Consider the following 25,395-nt stretch of genomic DNA (forward strand, 5'->3'; position numbering starts at 1 on the left):
TTCCGTGCCGGCGATGATCCTCGCGGCCGGGCGTGGCGAGCGCATGCGGCCGCTGACCGACGCTACGCCCAAGCCACTGCTCGAAGTACGCGGCAAGCCGCTGATGCAATGGCCGATAGAGGCACTGGCTGCCGGCGGATTTACCGAACTGGTGGTCAACACCGCTTGGCTCGGCGAGCAGATTTCCGGCCGCTTCGGCTCCAAGCCCTTGCTTGGCAAGCACGGTGCGCTATCAATTTCATATTCCGACGAAGGCCGCGACTTCGGTGGAGCGCTGGAAACGGCGGGCGGCATCGCGCGCGCGCTGCCCCGGCTCGGCGGGGTTTTCTGGGTCGCGGCCGGCGATGTGTTCGTGCCGGATTTCGCCTTCACGCAGGCCTCGGTGGACCGCTTCGTGGCCAGCGGCAAGCTGGCGCACCTGTGGCTGGTGCCGAACCCGACGCACAACCTGAAGGGCGATTTTGGCCTCTCGGCAGAGGGTCTGGCGCTCAATTCGGCGGGCGAGAAATACACCTTCTCGACCATCGGCCTGTACCGCGCCGCACTGTTCGCGCCGCCTTACTGCGGCATTCCCGCCGGCAACCCGGCAGGCCTCAAAGCCCCGCTGGCACCTATCTTGCGCGCCGCGATGGACAATGAACTCGTGAGCGCCGAGCTCTACACCGGCCCCTGGACCGATGTGGGGACGCCCGAACGGCTTCTTCAACTGAACACGCCAAGATGACCTCAGAAGACAACAAGATCTACGCCGAGCGCCGCGCGCGCCTCGCCTCGCAACTGGGCAAGGACGGCATCGCCATCGTCCCGACAGCGCCCGAGCGCCAGCGCAATCGCGACAGCGACTTTTTGTTCCGGCACGACAGCTACTTTTATTACCTGACCGGCTTCACCGAACCGAACGCCTGGCTGGTGCTCGCGGGCGATGGCCGCAGCACGCTGTTCTGCGCGCCCAAGGACCTGGAACGCGAGATCTGGGACGGTTTTCGCCTGGGCCCCGACGCGGCTCCCGAGGCGCTCGGCGTGAACGAGGCCTTCTCCATCAACGACCTCGACGCCACGCTGCCGAAGCTGCTCGAGAACAGGTCGACCGTGTGGTTTCCGTTCGCGATCCACAAGGGGCTCGAAACCCGCATTGACGGCTGGCTGCAATCGGTGCGCGCGCGCGTGCGCTACGGCGCGCTGTGCCCCCAGGAGCAGCACGACCTGTGCGGCCCGCTGGACGAAATGCGCCTCTTCAAGGACGCGCACGAACAGGACATCATGCGCCGCGCCGCGCAGATCAGCGCGCGTGCCCACATCCGCGCGATGCAGCTTTCGGCCCGCATGCTGCGCGAGGGCAAGGACGTGCGCGAGTACCACCTCGACGCCGAACTGCTGCACGAATTCCGCCTGAGCGGCTCGCAGTACCCCGCCTACGGCTCCATCGTGGCGGCCGGTGCCAATGCCTGCGTGCTGCACTACCGCGCCGACGCGGCGCCGGTGCGAAGCGGCGAACTGGTGCTGATCGACGCGGGCTGCGAGCTCGACGGCTACGCGAGCGACATCACGCGCACCTTTCCGGCCAACGGCAAGTTCAGCGGCCCGCAGCGCGCGCTGTACGACCTGGTGTTGGCCAGCCAGGACGCATCGGCCGCAGCCACCAAGGCCGGCAACCGCTTCAACGACCCGCACGATGCGGCCGTGAAGGTGCTGGCCCAGGGCATGCTCGACCTGGGCCTGCTCGATCCCAACAAGGTGGGCAGCGTCGACGACGTGATCGACTCGCGCGCCTACTTCCAGTTCTACATGCACCGCACCGGCCACTGGCTGGGCATGGACGTGCACGACTGCGGCAGCTACGTCGAGCCTACGCAGGTGGGCGAGGTGAGCGAGCGAAAAGATCCGCTGTCGAACGAGGTCATCAAGAACCGGCCGAGCCGCATCCTGCATCCGGGCATGGTGCTGACGCTGGAACCGGGCATCTACGTGCGGCCCGCCGACGGCGTGCCCGAGCAGTTCCACAACATCGGCATTCGCATCGAGGACGATGCCATCGTCACGGCCACGGGCTGCGAACTTATTTCGCGCGGCGTGCCGGTGAAGGCGGACGAGATCGAGGCACTGATGCGAGCTTGACCGCTCGCTGGGACACCGGCGGCGGCGCATGCCGTGCCTGCAGGAAGTCGATGAAGACCCGCAGCTTGCGCGGTATTTGCGCGGAGCTCGGGTGATAGAGGTAGAAACCCGGGAAGGTCGGCCACCAGGGCTCGAGCAGCGGCACCAGCCGGCCGTTGTCCAGATCGCCGCGCACCACGCCTTCAAAAGCCACCATGATGCCCGCGCCGTCGCGCGCGGCGGCCAGCAGCACGTCGCCATCGTTGCTGATCAACGGGCCGGCCACTTCGACATCGAGCACGCGGCCGTCCTGCGCGTATTCCCAGCGATAGAGGCCGCCGGTGGTCAGCCGGTAGTTCAGGCATTGGTGTTCGCGCAGGTCTTCAGGCGTCTTCGGCAGCCGGCGCTTCGCAAGATAGCGCGGCGATGCGACGGTCACCATGCGCTGCGGCCCGCCTACCGGCAAGGCCACCACGTCTTGCGCCAGGCTCTCGCCAAGCCGGATGCCGGCATCAAAACCGCCTTCGACCAGATCGACCATGCGGTTGTCGCAGACCAGCTCCAGCGTGATGTCGGGAAAGGCTTCGGCAAAGTCGGCGAAGTGCGGATACAGAAGCAATTCGGCCGACACGCGCGCGACGTTGAGGCGCAGCAGCCCCGCCGGCTTGTCGCGCGCCTCGTTGATGCTTTCGACCGTTTGCGCGAGCGCGGCGAGCGCCGGCTGCGCGCCCTTCAGCAACTGCTGGCCCAGTTCGGTCACGCCCACGCGGCGCGTGGTGCGGTCGAGCAGGCGCACGCCCAGCCGCCGCTCGAGCGTGCGCAAGGTTTGCGACAGGGCCGAAGGCGATACACCCAGTTCTTCCGCCGCCCGCGTGAAGCTGGCGTGGTGCGCAACGCGTGCGAAGGCGGCAATGGCGGGAAGCAGTTCGGGCGACATGCCCCGATTATCAGGACCGGGGCTACTTGGCCTGCAGCAGCGCTCCCGCTTCGAGCAGCACCAGTTCGTTGTCGTCCGCCCTGTTCGGCTCGCGGCTGCTGGAGAACGGCAGGTTGTTGTCGTTGCCGACCACGATGTGCGTGGCGTCGACCACATCGACGTTCTCGATGGTGAAGAACGGGAACTTGAGCACGCCGTCGTTCAGCGGCTTGCGCGCGAGCTTGGCCGGGTCGGCGATGTTCAGCAGATCGATGTAGCCGATCTTGCGCGCCGCGCCGCCCACGTTGGCATCGTTCAACTCGACCTTGTAGACGCGCTTGAACTTGGCGATGTCGTGGAAGCAGTCGGTGCGCTTCTGGCCTTCGGGGCAGGCCCTGTCGCTCGTGCCTTCGCCGTTGTCGCGCTCGATGATGAGGCCCGTGGTGGCGTCGATCATGTTGAAGTCGCCGATGGCGTGGCCGTTCGCTTCCAGCGGGTACTTCCAATGGCGGCCCGTCCACTTCTCGGACGCCACGTCGAACTCCAGAACGCGCAGCGCTTCCTTGCCGTCCAGCTTCTCGTAATCCTTCGTCTCGGCGTTCCACACCGGGCCTTCGAGCAGCGCATACAGTTTGCTGCCGTCCTTCGACGCAGCCATGCCCTCGAAGCCCTTGGAGCGCCTCACCTGGAAATCGACCGCACCGCCGGGCGCAGCCGGCGTGGTGACCGAGGGGTGGTCGGGCGAGCGAACAGCCTTGCCGTCGACCAGCGTATCGAACACCGCGAGCACCTTGCCTTTGAGGTCGGCCTTGATCAGGAAGGGACCGAATTCGTCGCCGATCCACATCGCACCGCCGGCAAACTGCAGGCTCTCGGGGTCGAAGTCGGAACCCGTCAGGTAGCGCTGCTTCGTGCCTTCATGAACGATGCGGAAGGGCACCTTCTTGTCGGGGTCGTGCAGGAAGACGGTGTTCAGGCGGTTGAGCTGGCCGCTCCTGAAGTCCACCTTGTAGTGGTTCAGGTAGAGCATGAAGTCGGGCGAGTTGGCCTTGGCCCCGGCACCGTTGTCGGTGAGGATCCAGAACGAGCCGTCGTCCATCTTCTTGATGCCTGAATGGCCTTGCAGCGGCTGGCCCTTGAACGGCACCGAAACGCCCGTGCCGCGGCCGGCCGAAAGGCCTTCGACCGTGCCCAGCGCCTCCACGCGCTTGCCCGAAGTGAACTTGCCGCTCGCCTGCAGATCGGCCGGCGCATCCTTGGGAGCGGGCACGAAGCTCTGCGCGGGCAGCATGGCATGGCCGGCGAGTGTGGCGGGAAAAGCGGTCTGCGCGGCGACACTGCCGCAGGCGAGCGCGGCGGCAAGGGCGATGAAGGAGAGGGAGGCGAGGCGCGTCATGAGAGCAAGAAGAAAGGTTTCAGCCGAAACGCGAGACCATGCCGATTTCGCGTGACGCCGCCATGACATGCAGCCTTCAGAGCTGGAGCGAAGGCTTGTTCACCATCAGATAGAACACGAGCACCATGGCGACGAACGCCGGGTATCCCAACAGCTCCCAGTAGCGTTGGTAACGTGCATGGAGCGCCGGCAGCGGCGCCGCGTTGCGGTGCGCCTGCGTGGCCATGGAGGCCATGCGGATCTGCAGCCACACCACCGGCAGCCAGCAGGCGCCGGCAAAAACGAACAGCAGCAGCGAGAGCGAAAGCCAGGGCGTGGAAAGCGGCCATCCCGCCATGTGGGCCAGGGCGAAGCCGGTCAGCGGCTGCAGGATGGCCGTCGGCGTGGTGAACCACCAATCGGCCCGCACTACGAGCCGGCTCACCACGGCCTGTGCGGCCACGCTGCCGCTGCGGTTGGCAAAGAACATGTAGAAGGCCGAGCCCAGCCCGGTGCCGACCAACAGCACGCTCGAGACGATGTGCAGCCATTTGAGAACGAGATAGGTGTTCATGGCGTGATGCGCCGGTACAGGTGCCAAAGCAGCGCGGCGATGGGCAGGTTCTTCAGCAGCGGGCCCAGCGGGTGCATCCACAAGCTCGGCTGGAGGAAGGTCGCTACCGCCGTCATGACCAACAGCAGAGCCAGAGCCGCGAGGTAGCTCATACGGCCCGGCCGCCACCACAGAGCGAGACCGATGACGAGGTCTGCCGCCGCGCCGCCGATGATCAGGCACCGAACCAACCAGCGCGGCGAAGCAACGCCGGCCTCGGCGAGCACCCGCGAGCTCTGGCCGTCGAGTTCCGCGATGCTGGCAAATGCCGTGAGCAGCCACACCGCGACAAGGCTGAGGCGCAGCAGGCGATCGTCTTCGGCAGCGCGAGTCATGCGGCGGCGCCCGGCACTTCATCGACGATGTCTGTCACCATGCCCCAGCGCGCAAACTCGGTTTCGAACTCGCTCAAGGCGAGCAAGCCGGCACAGGCATGCGCGCCGAGGGGCAGCGCGTCGCCGCGTGCCAGGCGGCGTGCCAGGCGGCGTGCCAGCAGGATGGCGGCCATGCAGGGAATTTCGGGGCCGTGGTTGTCGTCGGCGGCGATATGCCAGGCGCGCCGCGCTTCCATGCCGCGCGCATCGATGCCTTCGACGCGCACCACCATGCCGCCCAGCGCCGTGCCGAAAGCGTCGAACACGCGGCCCGCCGAATGCAACAGCGGCGCAAGTCTTGCCGGCGATGGCAGCAGGCCCATGCGCCGCATGAATGCCATGAAGGCAAACGCACGCTGCGCCAAGCCGACCTCGAGCGCCGCGCGAAACATGACGGACTGGACGCCGGCATAGCGCGCCGGAAAAAGCTCGAGATCGGGGATGTCGCAGAGCGCGCCGCGGCGCGGCTTCATGCGCGCGAACCGCACTGCGGTGGGATTGGCCCATCCTGGCTTGTCGGTCCATCCGCCGTCGCGCCAGACCCGGATCGGCTCGCCGCAGTAGGCGAGCACGCCCGCAAGCGTGGCTTCGCCGCGCGGTGCGCCTTGGGCCGGCGCAATACAGGTGTCGATGCTTCGGATGCTGCGCCATCCTGCGGTGAGATGGTCCACCACCGCCGACGACAGTGCCGGCACGGTGCTGGCGCCGGCAATGGCCGTGCGGCCCGCGCTGCGAAAGGCCGGGTCGAGTGCAGCGGGAAAGTCGCAGACGAAGCGCCGCCCGTCGGCCAGGTCGATGTAGTGCGCGCCGACTGCCGCCACGGCATGCGGCACGCGATAGTCCTGGTTCTGGAAAGGGCCCGCGGTGTGAATGACGAGTTCGACGCCGAAGCTGCGCAGGTTTTCGACAAGGTCGCCGGCCTGGACGTCGATGCGCACGCCGCGCGCCGCACCGCCCAGCGACTGCGCGAAACCGGTGGCGCGCGGCAGGTCGCGCCCGCCGATCATCAGTTCGATGCCGGCATCCGATGCCAGCGCGCGGCAGATGCGCGCGCCGAAGTTGCCGTAGCCGCCGAGCACCAGGATTTTCATGAGACGCCCATGCCCGCGACGTGGCCGCGCGTGAAGGCTTCTTCGAAGATCGAATAGCCGGACCAGTCCGCATGCGCGAACGAGAGACGGCCGGCGGCAACGCGGCCGCGATGCGCAGGGTCCGGCGCGGCGCCAATCCGCGCCAGCAGGCCCGGCGCGGGAATGGCCATGGCGTGGCCATAGCGGGTGATCTCGATGCGCGTGGCCAGCGCCGGCAGGTCGGGATGCGGCACCGAGAGCTCGGCAAGCAGGTCGTCGCGCCATCCGGTCCAGGGGCGGTCCTGCAGCAGGCGGCGGCCGCCATCGGCGTCGTAGCGGCTCGGGCCGAGCGGGCGGTACCAGCTGATGACGGTGCCGCGCGGCGTGGGGTCGAGCGCCTGGTGACGCGCATCGACGTACCCCAGGCCGCGTGTGCCATACACGACGTTGTCCCAGCTCGACGCTGCGCCGGCGCGGTCGGCGAACGGTCCGCTCAGGTGCACGTTGGCGACCAGCCAGGGGGCATAGCGCAGGTGCGCGGCGGCGTTTTTCAAAACCTCCGGCGCGTTCTCGACCACGCGCGCCGCGATGAACACCGGCAGCGCGACGATGCAATGCTCGGCCTGCCAGCGCACCAGCGATTTCGTTTCGGCGTCCCATGCATCGACCTCGACGCCGCCGCGCAGATCGGCAATGCGCGTGACGACTTGCCTCGTGTGCAGCCGGTCGCCGAGCGGCTCGGCCATGCGCTTCGTGAGCCAGCCGTTGCCCTCGGGCCAGGTAAGCACACCGTCGCGCTCGGGGTTCGAATCCGCGCCGCTGCCCGACGAACCCGGGGCGTGAAATCCGTGCCGGCTTGCGAAGTAGTGAATGCCGGCCCAGGCCGACACTTGCTCGATGCCGGCGCCGTAGTCATCGCGGCAGCAGTAGTCGAGGTACCAGCGCAACTGCGGATCGCTGAAGCCTTCGCTGTCGAGCCAGCGCTCGAACGGAAGGGCGTCGAGCGCGAGCAACTCGGGCGTCGCGGCCACCTTGAGCGTGGGAATGGCGAAATGCGCCGCATGCTGCAGCGCGTCGATTCGCTGCGCGAACTTGCGGTACTGCGCATGGGTGCTTTCGCCGACGTCGTGCACGGGCAGGAGGCCGTCCTGCCACTCGCCGCGAAAGAACAGGCGCTCCTGCGGGCTGTGGCAAAGGTTGCGCTCGTCGTATTCCCAGCGGCCCGCCACGCGGCGGCGCAGGCCCAGTTCCTCCAGCAGGTCTTGCACTTCGCGCGCGTCGTCGCCCGGCACCGGCAGGTAATGGGCACCAAGCGGGCAGGCAATGCCGTTGACGATGCCGCCGCGGGAGTTGCCGCCGGCTGCGTCTTCGAGTTCGAGCAGCGCGAAGTCTTCGACGCCCGAATGACGCAACGCACGCGCGGCTCCAAGGCCCGCGACACCGCCTCCGGCAATCACCACGCGCGTGCGCTTCACGGTTGCGGGTGCCTGGCTCTTGAGCGCGCCGTCGCGCATTGCATGGCCGCGCGCCATGTCGATGCCCGTGAAGCCGCCTTCGATGGGCGGCGGCGTCTCGCACCCAGCCAGCGCCAGGGCGCCCGCCGCACCTGCCACGCCGAGGAAGTCGCGCCGTTGCATGCCAGGGCTAGTGCGTCATCACCTTGCCCCACTCCTGCTCATAAGTGGTGACGAGGGTCTGGTTCGAAAGGCGGTTGACCTCCGCCGGCACGCGCGCCATGTCGAGCGGGAAGTCGAACATCAGTGGCAACGTCGAAGGAGTCAGGAAGCGCAGGTCCGGAGGCAGCGCATCGGGCATGCGATAGGGCCGGCGGCTCGCGATGATGTAGCCCCACTCGCCGAAGCTAGGCACGTGCGCGTGGTACGGCGTGGCCCTGAGCCCGACGGATTCGATGGTCGTTGCCACGGTCCAGTAGCTCTTGCGCGCCACCAATGGCGAAGTGGTCTGGATCACCGCGTAGCCGCTTGCCGAGAGGCGCTTTTCGAGCAGCGAATAGAAGCTGCTGGTGTAGAGCTTGCCGATGGCAAAGTTGGTCGGGTCGGGAAAGTCGACCACGATCACATCGAACATGTCACCAGGCTGCTGCAGCCACTGAAAGGCATCGGTATTGACGACCTTCACCTTGGGCGAAGACAGCGCATGGCCGTTGAGTGCCGCCAGCGTTTCATGCCCGGTGAAGAGCTTTGTCATGTTCGGGTCGAGCTCCACGAGCGTGACCGATTCGACCGACGGGTACTTGAGAATCTCCCGCACCGCCATGCCGTCTCCGCCGCCGAGCACCGCCACCTTCTTCGGTGCGCCCTGGGCGGCCATCACCGGATGAACGAGCGCCTCGTGGTAGCGGTATTCGTCGCGCTCGGCGAACTGGAGATTGCCGTTCAGGAAAAGACGATGGCCGAGTTGCCCGCGCGTGACCACGATGCGCTGGTAGGGCGAAGTGGCGCTGAACACGATGCGGTCCTGGTAGAACTTGTCTTCGGCCAACGTGGTGATGTGGTCGGCCCACACGAAGGCGCCAAGCAGCGCCGCGAGCGCAAGAAAGCAGGCCATCGCATGGACACCGATGCGGCGCAGCTCATGGCGAAACAGCCACAGCGCCCACACGGCCACGGCGGCGTTCATGAAGCCGAACAGCAGGCCGGTGCGGATCATCCCGAGTTGCGGCACCAGGATGAGCGGGAAGGCGACCGAGACCGCCAGCGCACCGAGGTAGTCGAAGGTGAGTACCTGCGACACGAGATTCTTGAGCTGGATGTTGCGCTTGAGGATGCGCATCACCAGCGGTATTTCGAGCCCCACCAGCGTGCCGACCACCATCACGAGGCCGTACAGCAGCAAGCGGAACGCGCCGGGTACGTACGCATTCGCAAGGAAAAGAATGGCCGGCAGGGCGCCGCCCACGAGCGCCACCAGCAGTTCGATGCGAAGAAAATGCGCCGGCAGCTGCCGCTCGAAATAGCGCGAGAGCCACGAGCCTACGCCCATGGCAAACAGATAAGTGCCGATGATGGTGCTGAACTGCAGCACCGAATCGCCGAGCAGATAGGAGCTCAGCGCGGCCGCGGTCAGTTCGTAGACCAGGCCGCAGGCGGCCACCACGAACACGCTGGCGAGCAGCGCGATTTCAACCGGCTGCGGCCCCTTGGCCGGCCGCGCCGGACTGGCAGGAGCGTCCACGGGAGCCAAGGAAGCGCTAATGAATTGCCGCCGCCACGATGACGCAGATGCCGAGGCTCATCGCCGCGACGACCAGGCCCAGTGCCACGTTCTGTTTCTCGACGATTTCACCCCACAGGTCATAGGGCGTGAGCTTGTCGATGATGAGGAAGCAGAGCCAGAAGATCAGCACGCCAAGCAGCGCATACACGAGCGATCCGAGGACCACGCCCGGTTTCAGCCATTCAAATCCCATGGGGACCTCCAGTCGTAGCAGTAGTGAGAGAAGAAGACATCGCGCGAAACTCCGCCGTCATTTGTGGCCGCCGCCGCTCGAGTAGCCGCCGTACGAGCCGCCCGTGCTGCGCGACGTCGAACAGTTTTGCACGCGCGGGTCGCAGCGCGACGAACAGGTGCTCAGGATGACCAGCACCACGATGATGGCGATCACGATAAAGATGATGGTGCCGCAGCCCAGGCCCGATGCGGCACTGACCGGCGACGCATCGCCGCGCACGAACATGTCTTTCTTGTCGTCGAGCTTGAACGCAGCGGACACCAGGCCGCTGTCGAGCTTGCTGCCCGAGGACCAGGTCAGCTCGTTCGCCGAGCGCTCCATCGAGAGCAGCGCATTGCCGTCGGCGAAGTCGCGGTTGAAGGTTTTCTGCCCGCGCTCGACCTGCCAGTAGAACTCGCCGGCCACGTAGGTGGTTTCGGCGTTGTAGGCGTACTGCTGCGTGTAGCGCTTGTTCAGATAGGTGGCGCTGCTGCCGTTCTCGGCCATGACCGGTGCGCCGGTGGTCGGCTTGACCATGCTCCAGCCGTCTTCGGCGTCGACCAGGAAGCTGAAGCCGCGCTTCTTGTTGTACAGCAGGTACTCGTTCCAGCCGAAGTGCTCGTCGTCGCCGGGCTCCACGCCCATGCGATGCTGGAAGCCCACCACCTGCCATTGCGCGCCCTGCAGCTGGCCGATGCTCCCGATGGCGATGAGCGGGCGAACGGGTTCGTTCTGCTCCGCGTGCTTCAGCTCCCCGCCAATGCCCTGCGACAGGTCGATGATGCTGTTGCATGAGCCGCAGGCAATGCTCTTGCTGTCGGCCAGGTTGACCGTGATGGGCGCGCCGCAATTGGGGCAGTTGAAGGCCCGGCCCTTTTCGTCCTTGGCGGATTCGTCGCGCAGGCCGGTGAGCTGCAGATCTTCCAGCTGTACGGAGCGGCCCAGGTACGCCCCCGGAGGCTGCGTGCTGTAGTCGATGCTGAGCACCAGCCCTTTGTCGCTGCGCAGCTCGACCATGGGGAACGAGCGGCCCAGCTCGGGCAGGTGCGGCAGTTCGCCCTGCGCGGAAAGCAGCGCCACCTGTTCGTTCGACGAAACGGTGTAGCTCTGGCCGTTGAAAGCGCTGGTGGCACCCACGCGCAGGTCGACCGGCGGCGGTGCATCGCGCTGCAGCTCGAAGGGCAGCGCGAAAACGTAGGCGCCGTTGTCCTCGCTCAGGATGCCGGTGCGGTCGCCATCCAGCGCGGCGATCCATTCGGTCCAGCGCCCGCCGGGATTGCTGTATTGCAGCCGCCCGACGATGGTGAACGGCTGGTTCTGGATGCGGCCGGCGGCAAACAGCTGCAGCGGGCTGAAATCGTCGAACAACTCCGCCATCTTGCCGATGCGCGCGAGCGTCTCGCCCTGGCGCACGACGGTGCTCTGGCAGTACGGGCACACCGCATGCGTCGATTGCGCCGAACGGAATTCGACCGGCGCGCCGCAACCGGGGCAGGGCGCACGGTAGGCGCGCTGGGCGCCTGGTAGCTCAGCCATTGCCGGTGCTTAGACCAGCTTCTTGAGCAGCTCCGCCTTCTTGGCGTCGAACTCTTCCTGCGTGAGGATGCCCTTGGTCTTGAGCTCGCCGAGTTTCTCGAGCGTGGTCATTACATCCACCGGGCTCACCACGGCCACGGCCGGCTGCTGCTGGGTCGCCGCGGCCTGGGCCGCTGCGCTCGGGCTCAGGCCCTGCGCGAGGTTTTGCGCCAGCACCTGACCGAGCGCCACGCCGGCACCGAGGCCCATGGCATCGCCCGCGATACCGCCACCGCCACCGCCACTGCCCGCACCTTCGGCGAACTTGGGAATGGCCTGCGCCGTCTGGTACTGCATGAATTTGCCCATGTCGTTGCCGACCATGCCCATGCCGATCTTCTGGTCGAGGATCTTCTGCAGCTCTTCGGGCAGCGAGACGTTCTGGACCGTGATGTTCTCGAGCTTGATGCCGATTTTCTCGAACTCGGGCACGAGTTGCGCGGCCAGCGCCTGCGCAAACTGGATCTGGTTGGCCGCAAGGTCGAGAAAGGGCACGCCGCTGGAGGCAATGGCGTTGCTGATGTTCTGCAGCACCAGGCCGCGCAGCTGGCCGTCGAGGTCGGCCACGCTGTAGATGTCGCGCGTGCCCGAGATCTCGGTGTGGAACAGCTTGGCATCGCCGATGCGGAAGCTGTAGTTGCCGAAGGCGCGCAGGCGCACGGCGCCGAAGTCCTTGTCGCGGATGGTGATGGGCTGCGGCGTGCCCCACTTCTGATCGACCTGCTGGCGCGTGCTGAAGAAATAGACGTCGCTCTTGAAGGGGGATTCGAAAAGCTTGTCCCAGTTCTTCAGGTACGTGAGCACGGGCAGCGTCTGCGTCGTGAGCTTGTACATGCCGGGGCCGAACACGTCGGCCACCTGGCCTTCGTTGACGAACACCGCCACCTGCGACTCGCGCACGGTGAGCGAGGCGCCGTTCTGGATTTCCATCTCCGCCATCGGGAAACGCCAGGCCAGCGTGCCGTCGCCAGTCTCGGTCCACTGGATGATGTCGATGAACTGTTTCTTGATGAAATCCATCAGGGCCATGGTCGCTCCTCGTCTATTTTTTCCGGAACGTACATATTGCCACATCGTCTTGACGGCCCGTCATGCTTTTGGCAGCCCCCTGCCCCGCCATGCGGCCTATGGCGTCATGGGCCGAGGTCTACAATCGGCGCCCCCAGAAGAAGCGCCACCAGGAGCAACGGCCCATGTCCGATTTGACGACCTCATCGACCCCTACGCCCGAAGACAAGCGCGCCGAGTTGCGGCGCGCCGCCCTCGAGTACCACGAGCTTCCGGTGCCGGGCAAGATTGCCATCGCCGCCACCAAGCAGATGGTGAACCAGCGCGACCTGTCGCTGGCCTATTCGCCCGGCGTGGCCGCGCCCTGCGAGGAAATCGTCAAGGACCCGGCCAACGCCTTCAAGTACACGGCGCGCGGCAACCTGGTGGCGGTGATCACCAACGGCACCGCGGTGCTGGGCCTGGGCGACATCGGCGCGCTGGCTTCCAAGCCGGTGATGGAAGGCAAGGGCGTTCTCTTCAAGAAGTTTGCCGGTGTCGACGTGTTCGACATCGAGATCGACGAGAAAGACCCGGCCAAGCTGGTCGAGATCATCGCCGCGCTGGAGCCGACCTTCGGCGCCATCAACCTCGAGGACATCAAGGCCCCCGACTGCTTCTACGTCGAGCGCGAGCTGCGCAAGCGCATGAAGATCCCGGTGTTCCACGACGACCAGCACGGCACGGCCATTACCGTGGCGGCGGCCATGCTCAACGGCCTGAAGGTGGCAGGCAAGGACATCACCGAGGTCAAGCTGGTCACCTCCGGCGCGGGCGCCGCGGCGCTGGCCTGCCTGAACCTGCTGCTGAAGGTGGGCCTGAAGCGCGAAAACGTGTTCGTGACCGACCTGGCCGGCGTGGTCTACGAAGGCCGCGAAGAACTCATGGACGACGACAAGCGCCAGTACATGCAGAAAACCACGGCCCGCACGCTGGCCGAGGTGATCGACGGTGCCGACGTGTTCCTGGGCCTGTCGGCCGGCGGGGTGCTCAAGCCCGCCATGGTGGCCAAGATGGCCCCCCGCCCGGTGATCTTCGCGCTGGCCAACCCGAACCCGGAAATCTCGCCCGAAGACGCCCATGCGGTGCGCCCTGACGTGATCATGGCCACGGGGCGTACCGACTACCCGAACCAGGTCAACAACGTCCTGTGCTTCCCGTACATCTTCCGCGGCGCGCTCGATTCGGGCGCCACCACGATCACCGACGAGATGGAAATTGCCGCGGTGCGCGCCATTGCCGACCTCGCCCAGGCCGAGCAGAGCGAGCGCGTGGCTGCCGCCTACGTCGGCGAAAAGCTGTCTTTCGGCCCTGAATACCTGATTCCGAAGCCCTTCGATCCGCGGCTGATGATGAAGATCGCGCCCGCAGTGGCCAAGGCCGCCGAGGAAAGCGGCGTGGCCACGCGTCCCATCAAGGACATGGACGCCTACCGCGACCGCCTGCAGAGCTTCGTCTATGCCTCGGGCACCACGATGAAGCCGATCTTCGACGCCGCCAAGCGAGCCCAGAAGAAGCGCGTGGCGTACTGCGAAGGCGAGGAAGAGCGCGTACTGCGCGCCGCGCAGATCGTGGTCGACGAAGGCATTGCCCGCCCCACGCTGATCGGCCGCCCGGCCATCATTGCGCAGCGCATCGAGAAGTTCGGCCTGCGCCTGAAGGAAGAGCTCGACTACGACATCGTCAACGTCGAGCAGGACCACCGCTACCGCGACTTCTGGCAGACCTACCACCGCATGACGGAACGCAAGGGCCAGACGGTGCAAACCGCCAAGATCGAGATGCGCCGCCGCCTGACGCTGATCGGCGCCATGCTGCTGCACAAGGACGAGGTCGACGGCATGATCTGCGGCACCTGGGGCACCACGCTGATCCACCTGCACTACATCGACCAGGTGATCGGCAAGCGCCCGGGCGGCTGCGAAAGCACCCCGCAGGACGTGCCGGTGTACGCCTGCATGAACGGCCTTTTGCTGCCCGACCGCCAGGTGTTCCTGGTCGACACGCACGTCAACTACGACCCCTCTCCCGAGGAACTGGCCGAAATCACGACCATGGCGGCCGAGGAAATGATGCGCTTCGGCCTCAAGCCCAAGGCTGCGCTGCTGTCGCATTCCAACTTCGGCACCAGCAACGAGCCCAGCGCGGTCAAGATGCGCAAGACGCTCGACCTGCTGCGCGTGCAGGCGCCCTGGCTCGAAGTGGACGGCGAAATGCACGGCGACGTGGCGCTCGACAGCAAGCAGCGCGCGGTCGTCATGCCGCACAGCGCGCTGGCGGGCGACGCCAATCTGTTGGTTTTTCCGAACATCGATGCAGCCAATATTTCTTACAACCTGCTCAAGACCGCGGCAGGCGGAAATATCGCAATCGGCCCGGTGCTGCTCGGTGCCGCCAAACCTGTGCACATTCTCACGGCCAGCGCAACTGTTCGGCGCATCGTGAACATGACAGCCTTGACAGTCGCTGACGCAAACGCGGAGCGATAAGTCATTTGGCGAGAGTGGCTGCCCACTTAGGCCGCCACTCTCCACCCCTTCGCACTGCTCAAACTTTGGGCAGTCGCTTGCTATTTTCGCCAGCGTGGTGCACACTCGCGGGCTTGAATTTGCGGGTTAACCCCAAGGTTTGCCCGCCAATTTGGAACCCCCGCTCTTTTCTTGTGGTGCCCCATGGCGGCTTACGCCTCGATCACGTCCTCTGTCACTAAGTTTGCGCTCACCGGCTTTGTGCTGGCGGCGTTGGCGACGGGGGCCGAGGCCCGCCGCGAGTGGTTCGGCACCGGAAAGCCCGCCCAGGAATCGATCGCACTGTCCGAATTGCCGGTTCAGGGCCAGCGAACCTACGAAGCCATCCTGAGTGGCGGCCCCTTCCGATACGAAAAGGACGGCACGGTATTTGGCAATCGCGAGCGTCTTTTGCCGCCAGCGCGGCGCGGTCATTACCGCGAGTACACGGTGGCAACACCCGGCTCGCGCGATCGCGGCGCACGGCGCATTGTCTGCGGCGGTGAGCAGCGCACAACACCTGAGGCCTGCTGGTACACGGCAGACCATTACGCGAGTTTCAGACGGATTGCACCATGAGCGATGACAACGACTTGAGCGGCGCCCCGAAGCGCCCCGAAGAAATGATGATGACTATGGAAAGACCAGCGGAGATGACCTTATCCCTTCGTGCCGTACGCCCGAACATCGTGCAATCGATTCGTGCGTTCCGCGTGAACGACCTGCAGGAAGCCGCCAACGCAGCAGGCCAGCACTTCCTGTACGCCAACCTGGGCAATGCCCAGACCAAGCAGGACGTTCTCGACCTCATCGCGCAGCAGTTCACCTTTCCGGCGCACTTCGGCAAGAATTTTGACGCGCTGTACGACTGCATGACCGACCCGTTGCATAAATCGGGCCCGCAGCCCGGTTTTGTCATCGTGCTCGAACAGATTCCGGCCAACGCCAAGTTCGACAAGGAAGCGCGCGAGCAGCTGCTCGACATCTTCCGCGACGCCTCCGACTACTGGGGCGACCGGAAGGTCCCGTTCCGGTGCTTCTATTCTTTTCTGTAGCCCGTTCTGCACACACCAGCCAAGCAGAACGGGCGAACGAGGCTCAGCCGAACGGCGCAGCACTCGATGGCATCGAAATCAACAGCAACACCGCAACCGCAGCAGCCGGCACGGAGCCGGAAGGCGAAAAAATGCCGACCGATAAACTGGTCGACGTTTCGCCGCTCGCATTGCGCATGAGCAGCCCCTTCAATGCGGGCTACTGGCTGGCGGCAGCGTAAAGCTCTCGCCCCAGGCGCAAGAAAAAAGCCCGTTTCGACGGGCTTTTTTTATTGGGGTTCGGGGGGAACGGCCTGCGCCAGGGCCACGTATTCGGCCACGGGCACTTCTTCGGCCCGGCGCTGGGCATCGAACTGGCCAGTGAAGCCGTGTTCCTCGAGCCATTTGCCCAGGGTATGGCGCATGATCTTGCGGCGCTGGCTGAAGGCGACCTGCACGATTTCACCGAGCCGGGCTGCATCGACGGCCGGCGGCTGGGCCAGCGGCACCATCCGCACCACGGCGCTGTCGACGCGTGGCGGGGGGTCGAAGCTCTCGGGCGGCACGAACAGCACGTTTTCCATCCGGTAGCGCCACTGCAGCATCACGCTCAGGCGGCTGTAGTCGGAGGTGGCCGGCTTGGCGACCATGCGATCGATCACTTCCTTCTGCAGCATGAAATGCTGGTCGGCAATCAGGTGGGCGAACCCCAGCAGATGGAACAGGATGGGCGTCGAGATGTTGTAGGGCAGGTTGCCGACCACTCGCAGCGGCGTCGGAAACCGGGCGGCCAGTTCGGCGAAATCGACCTTGAGCACATCGGACTCGATGACGTCGAGCTGGGGGTGATCCCGCAGCCGCTTGGCCAGGTCGCGGTCGAGCTCGACAACCGTGAGGCGCCCGAGCCGCTCGACCAGCGGCTGCGTGAGCGCCGCCAGCCCCGGACCGATCTCGACCATGGCGTCGCCAGGCTGCGGCGCGATCTCGTGCACGATCGCATCGATGATGCCCCCGTCGGACAGGAAGTGCTGTCCGAACCGTTTCCTGGCGATATGTGCCATCAGGACTGGGGCGGCTCGCGGTATTCGACGTAGGCGCGCGCCCGCACTTCCTGCACCCAGGTGGTGAAGGCCTCTTCGACCCGCTGCTCGCGCAGCACAGCCCGTGCGGCTTCGCGCTGCTCGGTCTGCGTGAGCTTGGATTCACGGCGGCCGACCACCTGGATCAGGTGAACGCCGAAGCGCGACACCACGGGGTCGCTGATCTGGCCAGGTGCGAGCCGGTCCATGGCCTCCTCGAACTCGGGCACGAACTGGCCCGGGCGAGACCAGCCGAGGTCGCCGCCTTCCTTGGCGCTCGCGTCCTGCGAGTTGTCGCGCGCCAGACCGGCAAAGTCGGCTGAGTTGGCTTGCAGCCGGCGCTTGAATTCCGCCAGCTGCGCAACCGCTTGCGCGGTCGTGCGCTTGGAGTCGTTGAGCAGCAGGATGTGGCGCACCTGGGTCTGGGTGACGGTTGCGTCCATCGCGCCCAACTGAGCCTTGGCCAGAACCTTCAGCACGTGGAAGCCCGCACCCGAGCGGATGGGGCCCGCAATGCCGTTGACGGGCGTCGATTGCGTCGCTTCGACGAACAGCGACGGATAGCGGTCGGCGCTGCGCATGCCGATGGCGCCGCCGTTGGCGCGGTCGGGCGAATCGGAGTTTTCCTGCACCAGCTTGGCGAAGTCTTCGCCAGAGCGGGCGCGCTGCGCGAGGCCCTGGGCCTTCTGCTGCAGCGTGGCGACCTGCGCGGGGGTGGCGTTCTCGGGCACGGCGACGAGCAGCTGCGCGAGATTGAGGTTCTGCAGGGCCGCATCCTTGGTGGGGGAGTTTCGCTGGTCGCGCAGGTATTCGTCGGCCTCGGAATCGCTGACCTTGACCTTCGATTCGACTTCGCGGTCGCGCAGGCGCGTGAGCAGCAGCTGGTCGCGCAGATCGTTGCGGAATTCGCGCGGCGCAATGCCTTCGGCTGCCACGCGGCGGCGCAGTTCTTCGACGCTGAGCTGGTTCTGGCGTGCCACCGTCTGTTCAGCCTGGTCGATCGCCACGTCGTCCACCTTGATGCCGTTTTCCTTCGCCAGCTGGAGCTGGGCACGCTCGGAGATCAGGCGCTCGAGCACGAGGCGCGTGAGCTCGGCGCGGGGCACGCGCTCGGCTTCGGCGTTTTCCCTCACGAGGCGCGTGACGCGCGACTGCACCTCGGTGTTGGTGATGGGCTCGGAATTGACCAGCGCGACGATGTACTCGGCCGAACGCTGCACCGGCGCCGCGGTGGAAGGCGCGGTACGCGGGACCGGAGGCGCAAGACGCGGGCCGGCGCGCATGATGTCCGTGATGCCGCCGCCGCTGGGACGCAGGCCCTGCGCGCCGGACGTTGCGGCCAGCGCCGCAAGGCAGCTCAGGGTAAGGATGGAACGGATGTGTTTCATGGCTTTGCTCAATCGTCTCAGTCGTAATTGGTGAAGCGGCTCGGCGCCTCGGTGGGCTCGCGCAGGGGCTGGTAGCGCTGGATGTTTTGCCGCAGGGCCTGCATAGGACTCGATCCGATGCTGGAAAATCCGACGAATTCGAGCTGGAACATGATGCGGGTGTTGGCCGTCACCTGCCCGGTCGTCACGCGCTGAAGCACCACGCGCCCGATCCAGCAGCAGCCGTCGTACTCGAAGCCGAGCACGCCGTCCGTGAGTTTCTTGTCCTGCAGGCTGTAGTTGAGCCGGCCCACGGCATACCAACGCCCGCCGCCCTGGCCCTTGCCCGGGCCGAGATCCTTGCCCTTGTCGCCCCACAGGTCGTTGAGCGGCCATTGCCAGCCCACGTCGAACGATTTGTTGCCGTCGGTGGCGGTCGGGGTGCTGGGCGCCTGGTAGCGGAAGGCGGCGCTCAGGTTGTGGTACGGCTCGGGGTTGTAGCGCGCGCTGATGGCCGAGCGCGTGGACCTTTGCGTGTCGGGGTTGTACTGGACGACGGTGTCCAGGCTCCACTTGGGCGTCCAGTTGATCTGGGCACCGACCAGCAGGTCGCTCGCACGGTCGGTCACCGGGATGCCACCCGGCAGAGTGACTTTCTGGTCGCTGAAACGCAGCCGCTGCGCAATGCCGAAACGCGCTGCTTCGACACCCGTGGCGGGGTCGATCAGGCGGGACGTCACGCCGAGCGTGAGCGTGTTGGTGTCGGAGATGCGGTCGTTGCCCGAGAACGCGTTCTCGGTATAGATGGTCGCAAAGCTGAAATCGTTGGCCGCCGAATCGTAGTTCGGCAGCATGCTCTGGTTGCGGTACGGCGTATAGACGTAGTAAGCGCGCGGTTCCAGCGTCTGGCGGAAAGCTCGGCCGAAGTAGTTGGCGTCGCGCTCGAAGATCAGGCCGCTGTCGAGGCTGAAGGTCGGCACCGTCCGGTTGCTCGAGGTCGGGAAGAAATACAGCGAACTCGGGTTGTAGGGCACGCCATTGACGTACGTGATTCCGTTGACGGTGAGCTTCGGAATGTCCGCCTGCGGCAGGTAGTAGCTGTACGAAGTCGCGTGCAGTTGCAGCTTCGGAATGACGAAGGAACTCGGCGTGATGAACGGCCGGCTGATCGTTGCCTGCGCAAAGGCGCGGTCCCCGTCGGGCTGCGACTGCTGGTTCACGTCGAAGCCGGGCTGCCCGCTCAGGATACTGTTGACCCGGAAGCGGGTGTAGTCGAGGTTCAGCCCCACGTCGAAGCCGTGCCAGTCGTACTTGGCATAGTTGGCGGTGATCTGCGGCATCCGGTCATAGGACGGCACGATCGGCGACAGGTTGTATTGCAGCGTCTGGTAGCGCGTGGTGCGCAGAATGCCGGTCCAGTCGCCCTTGCCCCAGTTGAGCGCCGCTTCGTTCGGCAACTGGCGCTGCGCCAGCGTGGGGGTGCGCGTGAAGTCGCGCCAGTAGTCGTCGTCGCTGACCCGGTTGATGTTGATGTTGGCCGACAGCGAATCCAGGCCCAGCGCCTTGGCATTGAACTCCTGGTGATGGGTGCCCCAGATGCCCCAGCGCTTGCTGCTGTTGGGCGCCGCGGTCAGGTCCTTGGCCTGGATTTCCCCGTTGGCCAGTTGCTGGAGCTGGCTGGCACGCAGCTCGTTGTAGCGCTGGCCCACCAGGCGGTCGCTGCCCATGAAGTCGAGGCGGATGGTGCCGTTGTATTCCTTCTCGAGATAGCGGAATTCCGAGCCCAGGTTGAGCCCCCGCTTGCTCATCAGCGTCGGCGTGAAGGTGGCATCGCGGTTGGGTGCGATGTTCCAGTAATACGGCTGCGAAATCTCGATGCCGTTGGTGTTGTCGATGCCGATGGTGGGCGGCAGCAGGCCGCTCTTGCGCTCGCTCGACAGCGGAAAGCTCACGCTCGGCAGCGGCGGCGTGCTGATGCCCATGAAGCTCAGCCGCGCATTGGTGGCCACGCCGATGTTTTCCTCGGTGTCGGTGGTCATGGTCGCCGCGGTCAGCAGCCAGGCGGGCATCCAGCCCGGGTAGTCTTCGCGGCGGCAGGTGGTGTAGGTGGCGCTGCGGGCCACCGACACGCTGCTGTCGACGAAATCGATGCGCTGCGCCTCGCCGTGCCCACCGGTGGCGAGAAAGCTGTAGCGCACATTGTTGAAGAAACCCTCGAAAGTCTCGAGCTTGAGTTCGAGTTCGGGGCCTTCGTACACATTGCCGGCCTGGTTGACACGCACGTTGCCCCGCGCCTTGGCGCGGTCGTCGGGCTGGTAATACTCGAGCCGGTCGGCCGTGATGGCGACTTCGCCGCGTCGCAGCGTGGCATTGCCTTCGACCACGGTTTCGAGATCCTGGCGGCCCGACAGGCGGTCGCCGGTGATGAGGCTCGGCAGCTGGCTGCGCTCGGCGGGGGGCAGTGTTTCGGTCAGCTGCGGCGTGCGCTTGAGCACCAGCGGGCCGTCCAGGCCTCCCGCGGGTTGCGCGGAGGCGCCATGCGCATGCAGCAGCGCAAGCGACAACAACGCCAGTGGCAGCGGCGGGCCGGAACGCCGCAAGGCGGCAGCACGTCGGCTCATCAAGCCTCCCGCCGAATCGTTCCGGAGAAGGACCGCAGTCTCCCCGAGGAGGGCTGCGAGTGCACAAGGTGCCAAACGTGGGAGCTTTGGATCGTAGGCATCGGTCAGGAACGAAGGATCGTCGGGAGGACGGCGCGGCAGGCCGGCAGGTTGCAGGAGCCGGCGGCAACTCTGTTCGACCAGGGAGGACCGCAGGAGTTGCCGCGCCAGGCGGATTTGTAGAATCGATTATCCATGACAGCACCCTCGTCCCCGGCCATCGAGCCCGCACCCCCTGCCAACCCCGTTCTCTGGGCCGATCCGCAGCGCGCCGCGGTGTTCGAAGGCTGGCTTGCCGGCGTCTCCACTGCGCACCGCCTGCTGCCCGGCACCGTGCGCCTCGCGTCGGCCGATGCGAGCTTTCGCCGCTACTTCCGCGTCGACACCACAGAGACCGCCGGCACCCGCATCGTGATGGATGCGCCGCCGGACAAGGAGAACAGCGACCCGTTCGTGCAAGTCGCCCGCTTGATGGCCGAGGCCGGCGTGACCGCGCCGCGGGTGCTCGAATGGGACCGGCCCAACGGCTTTCTGCTGCTCGACGACCTGGGCCACCAGACCATGCTCGACGTGATCGATCCGGCTCAGCCGGACGCGAGCCGTCCGCTCTACGACCAGGCAATCGACGCGCTGATCCGCTGGCAACTGGCCTCCAGGCCAGGCGTGCTGCCGCCGTACGACCGGGCGCTGCTCGAGCGGGAACTGGCGCTTTTCCCCGGGTGGTACATCGGGCGCCACCGCGGCATTGCCGTCGAGGGCAAGCTCAAGGAGCGGCTGGAGCGCAGCTTCAAGCTCATCGTCGAGAGCAACCTGGCCTCGCCCAGTGTCTACGTCCACCGCGACTTCATGCCGCGCAACCTGATGGTGAATGTGGCCCCCACGCTCGGCACTGACGTGTCCTCGCTGCCCCCCGAGGGGGCGCTCGCCGCCTTGGGGCGGCCCGGCGGCGGCTCGGCTGCCAACCTGGGCGTGCTCGACTTCCAGGACGCGGTCTACGGCCCCATCACCTACGACATCGCCAGCCTGATGCGCGACGCCTTCCTGAGCTGGAACGAAGAGTTCGTGCTCGACATCACGATCCGCTACTGGGAGGCCGCCCGCAAGGCCAAGCTGCCGGTCGACGCGGATTTCGGCGCCTTCTATCGCTCGGTCGAGTGGATGGGGCTGCAACGCCATCTCAAGGTGGCCGGCATCTTCGCCCGCCTCACGCTGCGGGACGGCAAGCCGCGCTACCTGGCCGACACGCCGCGTTTCATTGCCTACATCCGCTCCACGGCCAGTCGCTACATGGAGCTGACCCCACTGCTGCGCGTGATCGACGAAATCGAAGGCAGCTCGGCACTCACCGGCTTCGCCTACGGCAGGGTCTAGATGCCCCGCTTTCACTGCTCGGTGCCGCTGGCTGCCGGCGTCACCTTGGCGCTGCCGCCCGGCGCCGCGCGCCACGTGCAGGTGCTGCGGATGCAGCCCGGCGACGCGCTCACGCTGTTCGACGGTTCGGGCGGCGAATACGCGGCCACCGTCGAGCGCATGGGGCGCAGCGAAGTTTCGGTAGCGATCGGCGCCCATGCGCCGGCGGAGCGCGAAGCCGCGCGCGCGGTGCATCTGGCGGTCGGCATGCCGGCCAACGAACGCATGGACTGGCTGGTCGAAAAAGCCACCGAACTGGGTGTCGCGAGCATCCAGCCGCTGGCCACGGCCCACGGCGTGCTGCGTCTTTCGGGCGAGCGTGCCGAGAAGAAGAGGGCGCACTGGGAAGCCATTGCCATTGCGGCCTGCGAGCAATGTGGCCGCAACCGCGTGCCGGTGATTCATCCGGTGCGGTCTTTCTCGAGCCCCTCGGCGTGGAACGATGCGGCCGCGGGCGAAGGCGCACTGCGCCTCATCCTGAGCCTTGCCGAAGGCACGCGGCGCCTCGCCGACGCCACCGCATCGGCGCCGGCCGACCGCAGCGTGCTGGTGCTGAGCGGACCCGAAGGCGGCTTGAGCAGCGCCGAAGAGCAGGAAGCGCTCGCATGCGGCTTTGCACCGGTCACGCTCGGGCCGCGCGTGCTGCGCGCCGAAACCGCGGCGCTTGCCGCACTGGTGTCGCTGGCCGGAATCTAGCCGGTGCAGGGCTGCAAGTTGCGGAACAATGTTTGCTTCGTCCCGTTCATCACGACCAGAGAAGGATCTTCACGCCATGCTTCGCTCGCCACGCGCGCTCCGATTTGCACCCCTCGCTCCCCTTGTTCTGGCCATGCTCTTCGCCGCCCAAGGTGCGCAGGCCCAGAACACCGCCGTGGCACCGACGCCGACGCAAGTTGCTCCCGAGGTAGACAAGGTTTTTACCCAGCTAACGGCGGCGCCTTCGATTCAAAAGCTGCTCGACGCGGTCAAGGCCGATCACGAGCGCTCGGTTGAAGACCTGAAGATGCTGACCGAGATCGAGGCGCCTCCGTTCAAGGAGCAGAAGCGCGCCGAAGCCTTTCTTGCACGCATGAAGGCGCTCGGGCTCGCCGACGCGAAGATCGACGCCGAAGGCAACGTGATCGGCCTGCGCAAGGGCACGGGGAACGGCCCCAAGCTGTTGATCTCGGCCCACCTCGACACCGTGTTCCCCGCAGGCACCGACGTGAAGGTGAAGGAGCGCGACGGCAAGCTCTTCGCACCCGGCATTTCGGACGACACCCGCGCGCTTTCGGTGCTGCTGTCGTGGCTCAAGGTGCTCAACGACAACAAGGTGCAGACGGTGGGCGACCTGCTGTTCGTCGCCAATGTCGGCGAGGAAGAGCTGGGCAACCTGCGCGGCATGAAGGCTGTCTTTCGCGACAACCTCGACATCGACGGCATGGTGGGGCTGGAGCCCTCGCCCGATGGCAACGTGCTGATTCTCGGCACGGCGAGCCACCGCTACGAAGTCACGTTCAAGGGGCCGGGCGGCCACAGTTTCGCCGCCTTCGGCCAGGTACCCAGCGCCATCCACGGCATGGGCCGCGCCATCGCCAAGATCGCCGAGGTTCGCACGCCGAGCTTTCCGAAGACCACCTTCACGGTCGGCACGGTGGGCGGCGGCACTTCGGTGAACACCATTTCGCCCGATGCCCGCATGGCGATCGACATCCGCTCGGACGACATGGCGTCGCTGCTCGAAACCGAGAAGAAGATCCTCGCGGCCATCGACGAAGCGGTGGCCGAGGAGAACAAGCGCTGGAACGTGACCACGCTGAGCGCCAGCAACAGGCTCATCGGCGACCGGCCCGGCGGCCGCACGCCGTCCGACTCGGTGATCGTGGAAGCGGCCATCCGCTCGAACACCGCCTTCGGCCACAAGACGCTGCTGCGCGGCGGCAGCACCGACGCCAACGTGCCGATGTCGTATGGCATTCCGGCCATCATCATCGGCGGCGGCGGCAAGTCCGCCGGCTTTCACGCCCTGAGCGAATCGATCGACGTGACAGATGCCTGGAAAGGCGCGCAGAATTCGCTCGTGACAGTGCTGGGGCTGGTCGGCGTGCAAGGGGTGAGCCCCGCATTGCTGCCGAAACGCGCGGCGCGCACCAAGTAATTTGTCACACTGCGAGTTCGAAAGTGGGCGACCCCTTTCGCTCGCGGCCCATCGCGCTGGGACAATGCCAGCAGTTCTGTCACACACCAAGGAAACGTCCATGGGAATGCTCGATTCAGTACTCGGCCAAGTTCTCGGCGGCGCTGCCCAGCAGCAGCAACCACAGGGCGGCGGCATGGGAGACCTCGGCGGCCTGGCTGGCGCGCTGGGCGGCCTGCTCGCCAACAGCGGCGGCCAGGGGGGCCTGGGAGGGCTGGTCTCGAAATTCGAACAGGCCGGCATGGGCGACGTGATCGGCTCATGGATCGGCAAGGGAGAAAACCAGCCGGTCTCCGGCGGCCAATTGCAAGACGCACTGGGCAGCGACACCATCGCCAACATCGCATCCAAGCTCGGCATCAATGCACAAACGCTGCTGCCCATGCTGGCCGCCATGTTGCCGACCCTCATCGATCAGCTCACGCCGCAAGGCAAGGTGCCTGAGCAAGGTCTGGACAACTCGAACGACCTCCTGAGTTCGCTCAGCGGCCTGCTGCAGAACAAGCAGCTGTAAGCAAATTTGCTCACAAGAATTCCGGCGCCCGCGAGGGCGCTTTTTTTTGGCTGACGCATTTCGACTGGCGCATCGAAGGCGAATCACGTAGAACCTCAGCCTCCATGCCGCAACCCGCTTCCGCCACCTTCTC

Annotated in this window: 22 protein-coding genes; 9 read left to right on the forward strand and 13 right to left on the reverse strand. The window is 66.1% G+C overall.

Going from position 1 to position 25,395, the window contains the following annotated elements; translation table 11 throughout:
* The first annotated feature begins 13 nt into the window (after positions 1-13).
* Both ABIC94_RS01785 and ABIC94_RS01790 read left to right on the forward strand, forming a co-directional pair.
* Positions 14-724: a nucleotidyltransferase family protein gene (locus ABIC94_RS01785; protein WP_354371413.1), complete on the forward strand. Its 711-nt coding sequence runs from the start codon at positions 14-16 to the stop codon at positions 722-724.
* Complete coding sequence (locus tag ABIC94_RS01790) at positions 721-2,115, forward strand: aminopeptidase P N-terminal domain-containing protein (RefSeq protein ID WP_354370878.1); 1,395 nt, start codon at positions 721-723, stop codon at positions 2,113-2,115. The genes ABIC94_RS01785 and ABIC94_RS01790 overlap by 4 nt, the downstream gene beginning before the upstream one ends.
* Here the strand turns inward: ABIC94_RS01790 and ABIC94_RS01795 are convergent.
* The 10 genes from ABIC94_RS01795 to ABIC94_RS01840 all read right to left on the reverse strand — a co-directional run bounded on the left by ABIC94_RS01795 (position 2,057) and on the right by ABIC94_RS01840 (position 12,497).
* Entirely contained in the window at positions 2,057-3,031 is a 975-nt protein-coding gene (locus ABIC94_RS01795) for a LysR family transcriptional regulator (protein ID WP_354370879.1), read from the reverse strand. The genes ABIC94_RS01790 and ABIC94_RS01795 overlap by 59 nt on opposite strands.
* Before the next feature lie 22 nt (positions 3,032-3,053).
* Positions 3,054-4,406, reverse strand: coding sequence for an esterase-like activity of phytase family protein (locus tag ABIC94_RS01800; RefSeq protein WP_354370880.1), 1,353 nt, complete (start codon positions 4,404-4,406; stop codon positions 3,054-3,056).
* 76 nt (positions 4,407-4,482) lie between these two features.
* Complete coding sequence (locus tag ABIC94_RS01805; RefSeq protein WP_354370882.1) at positions 4,483-4,959, reverse strand: DUF2269 family protein; 477 nt, start codon at positions 4,957-4,959, stop codon at positions 4,483-4,485.
* On the reverse strand, positions 4,956-5,333 hold the full coding sequence (locus tag ABIC94_RS01810) for a DoxX-like family protein (RefSeq protein WP_354370883.1): 378 nt from the start codon (positions 5,331-5,333) through the stop codon (positions 4,956-4,958). Before ABIC94_RS01810 ends, ABIC94_RS01805 begins: the two co-directional genes overlap by 4 nt.
* Entirely contained in the window at positions 5,330-6,463 is a 1,134-nt protein-coding gene (locus tag ABIC94_RS01815) for a saccharopine dehydrogenase family protein (protein ID WP_354370885.1), read from the reverse strand. The genes ABIC94_RS01810 and ABIC94_RS01815 overlap by 4 nt, the downstream gene beginning before the upstream one ends.
* Positions 6,460-8,079 (reverse strand): FAD-dependent oxidoreductase, encoded by a 1,620-nt coding sequence (locus tag ABIC94_RS01820; RefSeq protein WP_354370886.1) that lies wholly within the window; start codon positions 8,077-8,079, stop codon positions 6,460-6,462. Before ABIC94_RS01820 ends, ABIC94_RS01815 begins: the two co-directional genes overlap by 4 nt.
* Before the next feature lie 7 nt (positions 8,080-8,086).
* Entirely contained in the window at positions 8,087-9,637 is a 1,551-nt protein-coding gene (locus ABIC94_RS01825) for a polyamine aminopropyltransferase (protein ID WP_354370888.1), read from the reverse strand.
* A 16-nt stretch (positions 9,638-9,653) separates the two neighbouring features.
* Positions 9,654-9,872 carry a DUF350 domain-containing protein gene (locus ABIC94_RS01830; RefSeq protein ID WP_015868006.1) on the reverse strand — a complete coding sequence of 73 codons (219 nt, stop codon included), beginning with the start codon at positions 9,870-9,872 and terminating at the stop codon, positions 9,654-9,656.
* Positions 9,873-9,929: 57 nt separating this feature from the next.
* On the reverse strand, positions 9,930-11,429 hold the full coding sequence (locus ABIC94_RS01835) for a DUF4178 domain-containing protein (protein WP_354370890.1): 1,500 nt from the start codon (positions 11,427-11,429) through the stop codon (positions 9,930-9,932).
* A 9-nt stretch (positions 11,430-11,438) separates the two neighbouring features.
* Positions 11,439-12,497: an SPFH domain-containing protein gene (locus ABIC94_RS01840; protein ID WP_354370891.1), complete on the reverse strand. Its 1,059-nt coding sequence runs from the start codon at positions 12,495-12,497 to the stop codon at positions 11,439-11,441.
* A 164-nt stretch (positions 12,498-12,661) separates the two neighbouring features.
* Between ABIC94_RS01840 and ABIC94_RS01845 the strand changes: the two genes are divergently transcribed.
* The 3 genes from ABIC94_RS01845 to ABIC94_RS01855 all read left to right on the forward strand — a co-directional run bounded on the left by ABIC94_RS01845 (position 12,662) and on the right by ABIC94_RS01855 (position 16,077).
* Positions 12,662-15,004, forward strand: a complete 2,343-nt coding sequence (locus ABIC94_RS01845; protein ID WP_354370892.1) for an NADP-dependent malic enzyme — start codon at positions 12,662-12,664, stop codon at positions 15,002-15,004.
* Positions 15,005-15,187: 183 nt separating this feature from the next.
* A complete protein-coding gene (locus ABIC94_RS01850; RefSeq protein ID WP_337297294.1) occupies positions 15,188-15,601 on the forward strand; it encodes a ribonuclease domain-containing protein in 414 nt (137 codons plus the stop codon).
* A gap of 50 nt (positions 15,602-15,651) precedes the next feature.
* Positions 15,652-16,077, forward strand: coding sequence for a barstar family protein (locus tag ABIC94_RS01855; RefSeq protein ID WP_086012221.1), 426 nt, complete (start codon positions 15,652-15,654; stop codon positions 16,075-16,077).
* 269 nt (positions 16,078-16,346) lie between these two features.
* On the opposite strand, the gene rsmA is transcribed toward ABIC94_RS01855, so the two are convergent.
* The 3 genes from rsmA to ABIC94_RS01870 are packed head-to-tail and all read right to left on the reverse strand — an operon-like array spanning position 16,347 to position 21,123.
* Positions 16,347-17,117: a 16S rRNA (adenine(1518)-N(6)/adenine(1519)-N(6))-dimethyltransferase RsmA gene (rsmA, locus tag ABIC94_RS01860; RefSeq protein ID WP_354370894.1), complete on the reverse strand. Its 771-nt coding sequence runs from the start codon at positions 17,115-17,117 to the stop codon at positions 16,347-16,349.
* The gene (locus ABIC94_RS01865; RefSeq protein WP_354370895.1) at positions 17,117-18,523 is read right to left on the reverse strand and encodes a peptidylprolyl isomerase; all 1,407 of its coding nucleotides are present in this window, start codon (positions 18,521-18,523) and stop codon (positions 17,117-17,119) included. The genes rsmA and ABIC94_RS01865 overlap by 1 nt, the downstream gene beginning before the upstream one ends.
* 17 nt (positions 18,524-18,540) lie before the next feature.
* Positions 18,541-21,123 carry an LPS-assembly protein LptD gene (locus ABIC94_RS01870; protein WP_354370897.1) on the reverse strand — a complete coding sequence of 861 codons (2,583 nt, stop codon included), beginning with the start codon at positions 21,121-21,123 and terminating at the stop codon, positions 18,541-18,543.
* Positions 21,124-21,357: 234 nt separating this feature from the next.
* Between ABIC94_RS01870 and ABIC94_RS01875 the strand changes: the two genes are divergently transcribed.
* The 4 genes from ABIC94_RS01875 (at position 21,358) to ABIC94_RS01890 (ending at position 25,262) form a co-directional block, all read left to right on the forward strand.
* Positions 21,358-22,533: an aminoglycoside phosphotransferase family protein gene (locus ABIC94_RS01875; RefSeq protein WP_354370898.1), complete on the forward strand. Its 1,176-nt coding sequence runs from the start codon at positions 21,358-21,360 to the stop codon at positions 22,531-22,533.
* Positions 22,534-23,268: a 16S rRNA (uracil(1498)-N(3))-methyltransferase gene (locus tag ABIC94_RS01880; RefSeq protein ID WP_354370899.1), complete on the forward strand. Its 735-nt coding sequence runs from the start codon at positions 22,534-22,536 to the stop codon at positions 23,266-23,268.
* A 76-nt stretch (positions 23,269-23,344) separates the two neighbouring features.
* On the forward strand, positions 23,345-24,709 hold the full coding sequence (locus ABIC94_RS01885; RefSeq protein ID WP_354370900.1) for a M20/M25/M40 family metallo-hydrolase: 1,365 nt from the start codon (positions 23,345-23,347) through the stop codon (positions 24,707-24,709).
* A 100-nt stretch (positions 24,710-24,809) separates the two neighbouring features.
* Positions 24,810-25,262, forward strand: coding sequence for a YidB family protein (locus ABIC94_RS01890; protein ID WP_354370901.1), 453 nt, complete (start codon positions 24,810-24,812; stop codon positions 25,260-25,262).
* The last annotated feature ends 133 nt before the right edge of the window (positions 25,263-25,395 follow it).

This window comes from Variovorax paradoxus (assembly GCF_040544635.1).
Classification (GTDB): Bacteria; Pseudomonadota; Gammaproteobacteria; order Burkholderiales; family Burkholderiaceae_C; genus Variovorax; species Variovorax paradoxus_R.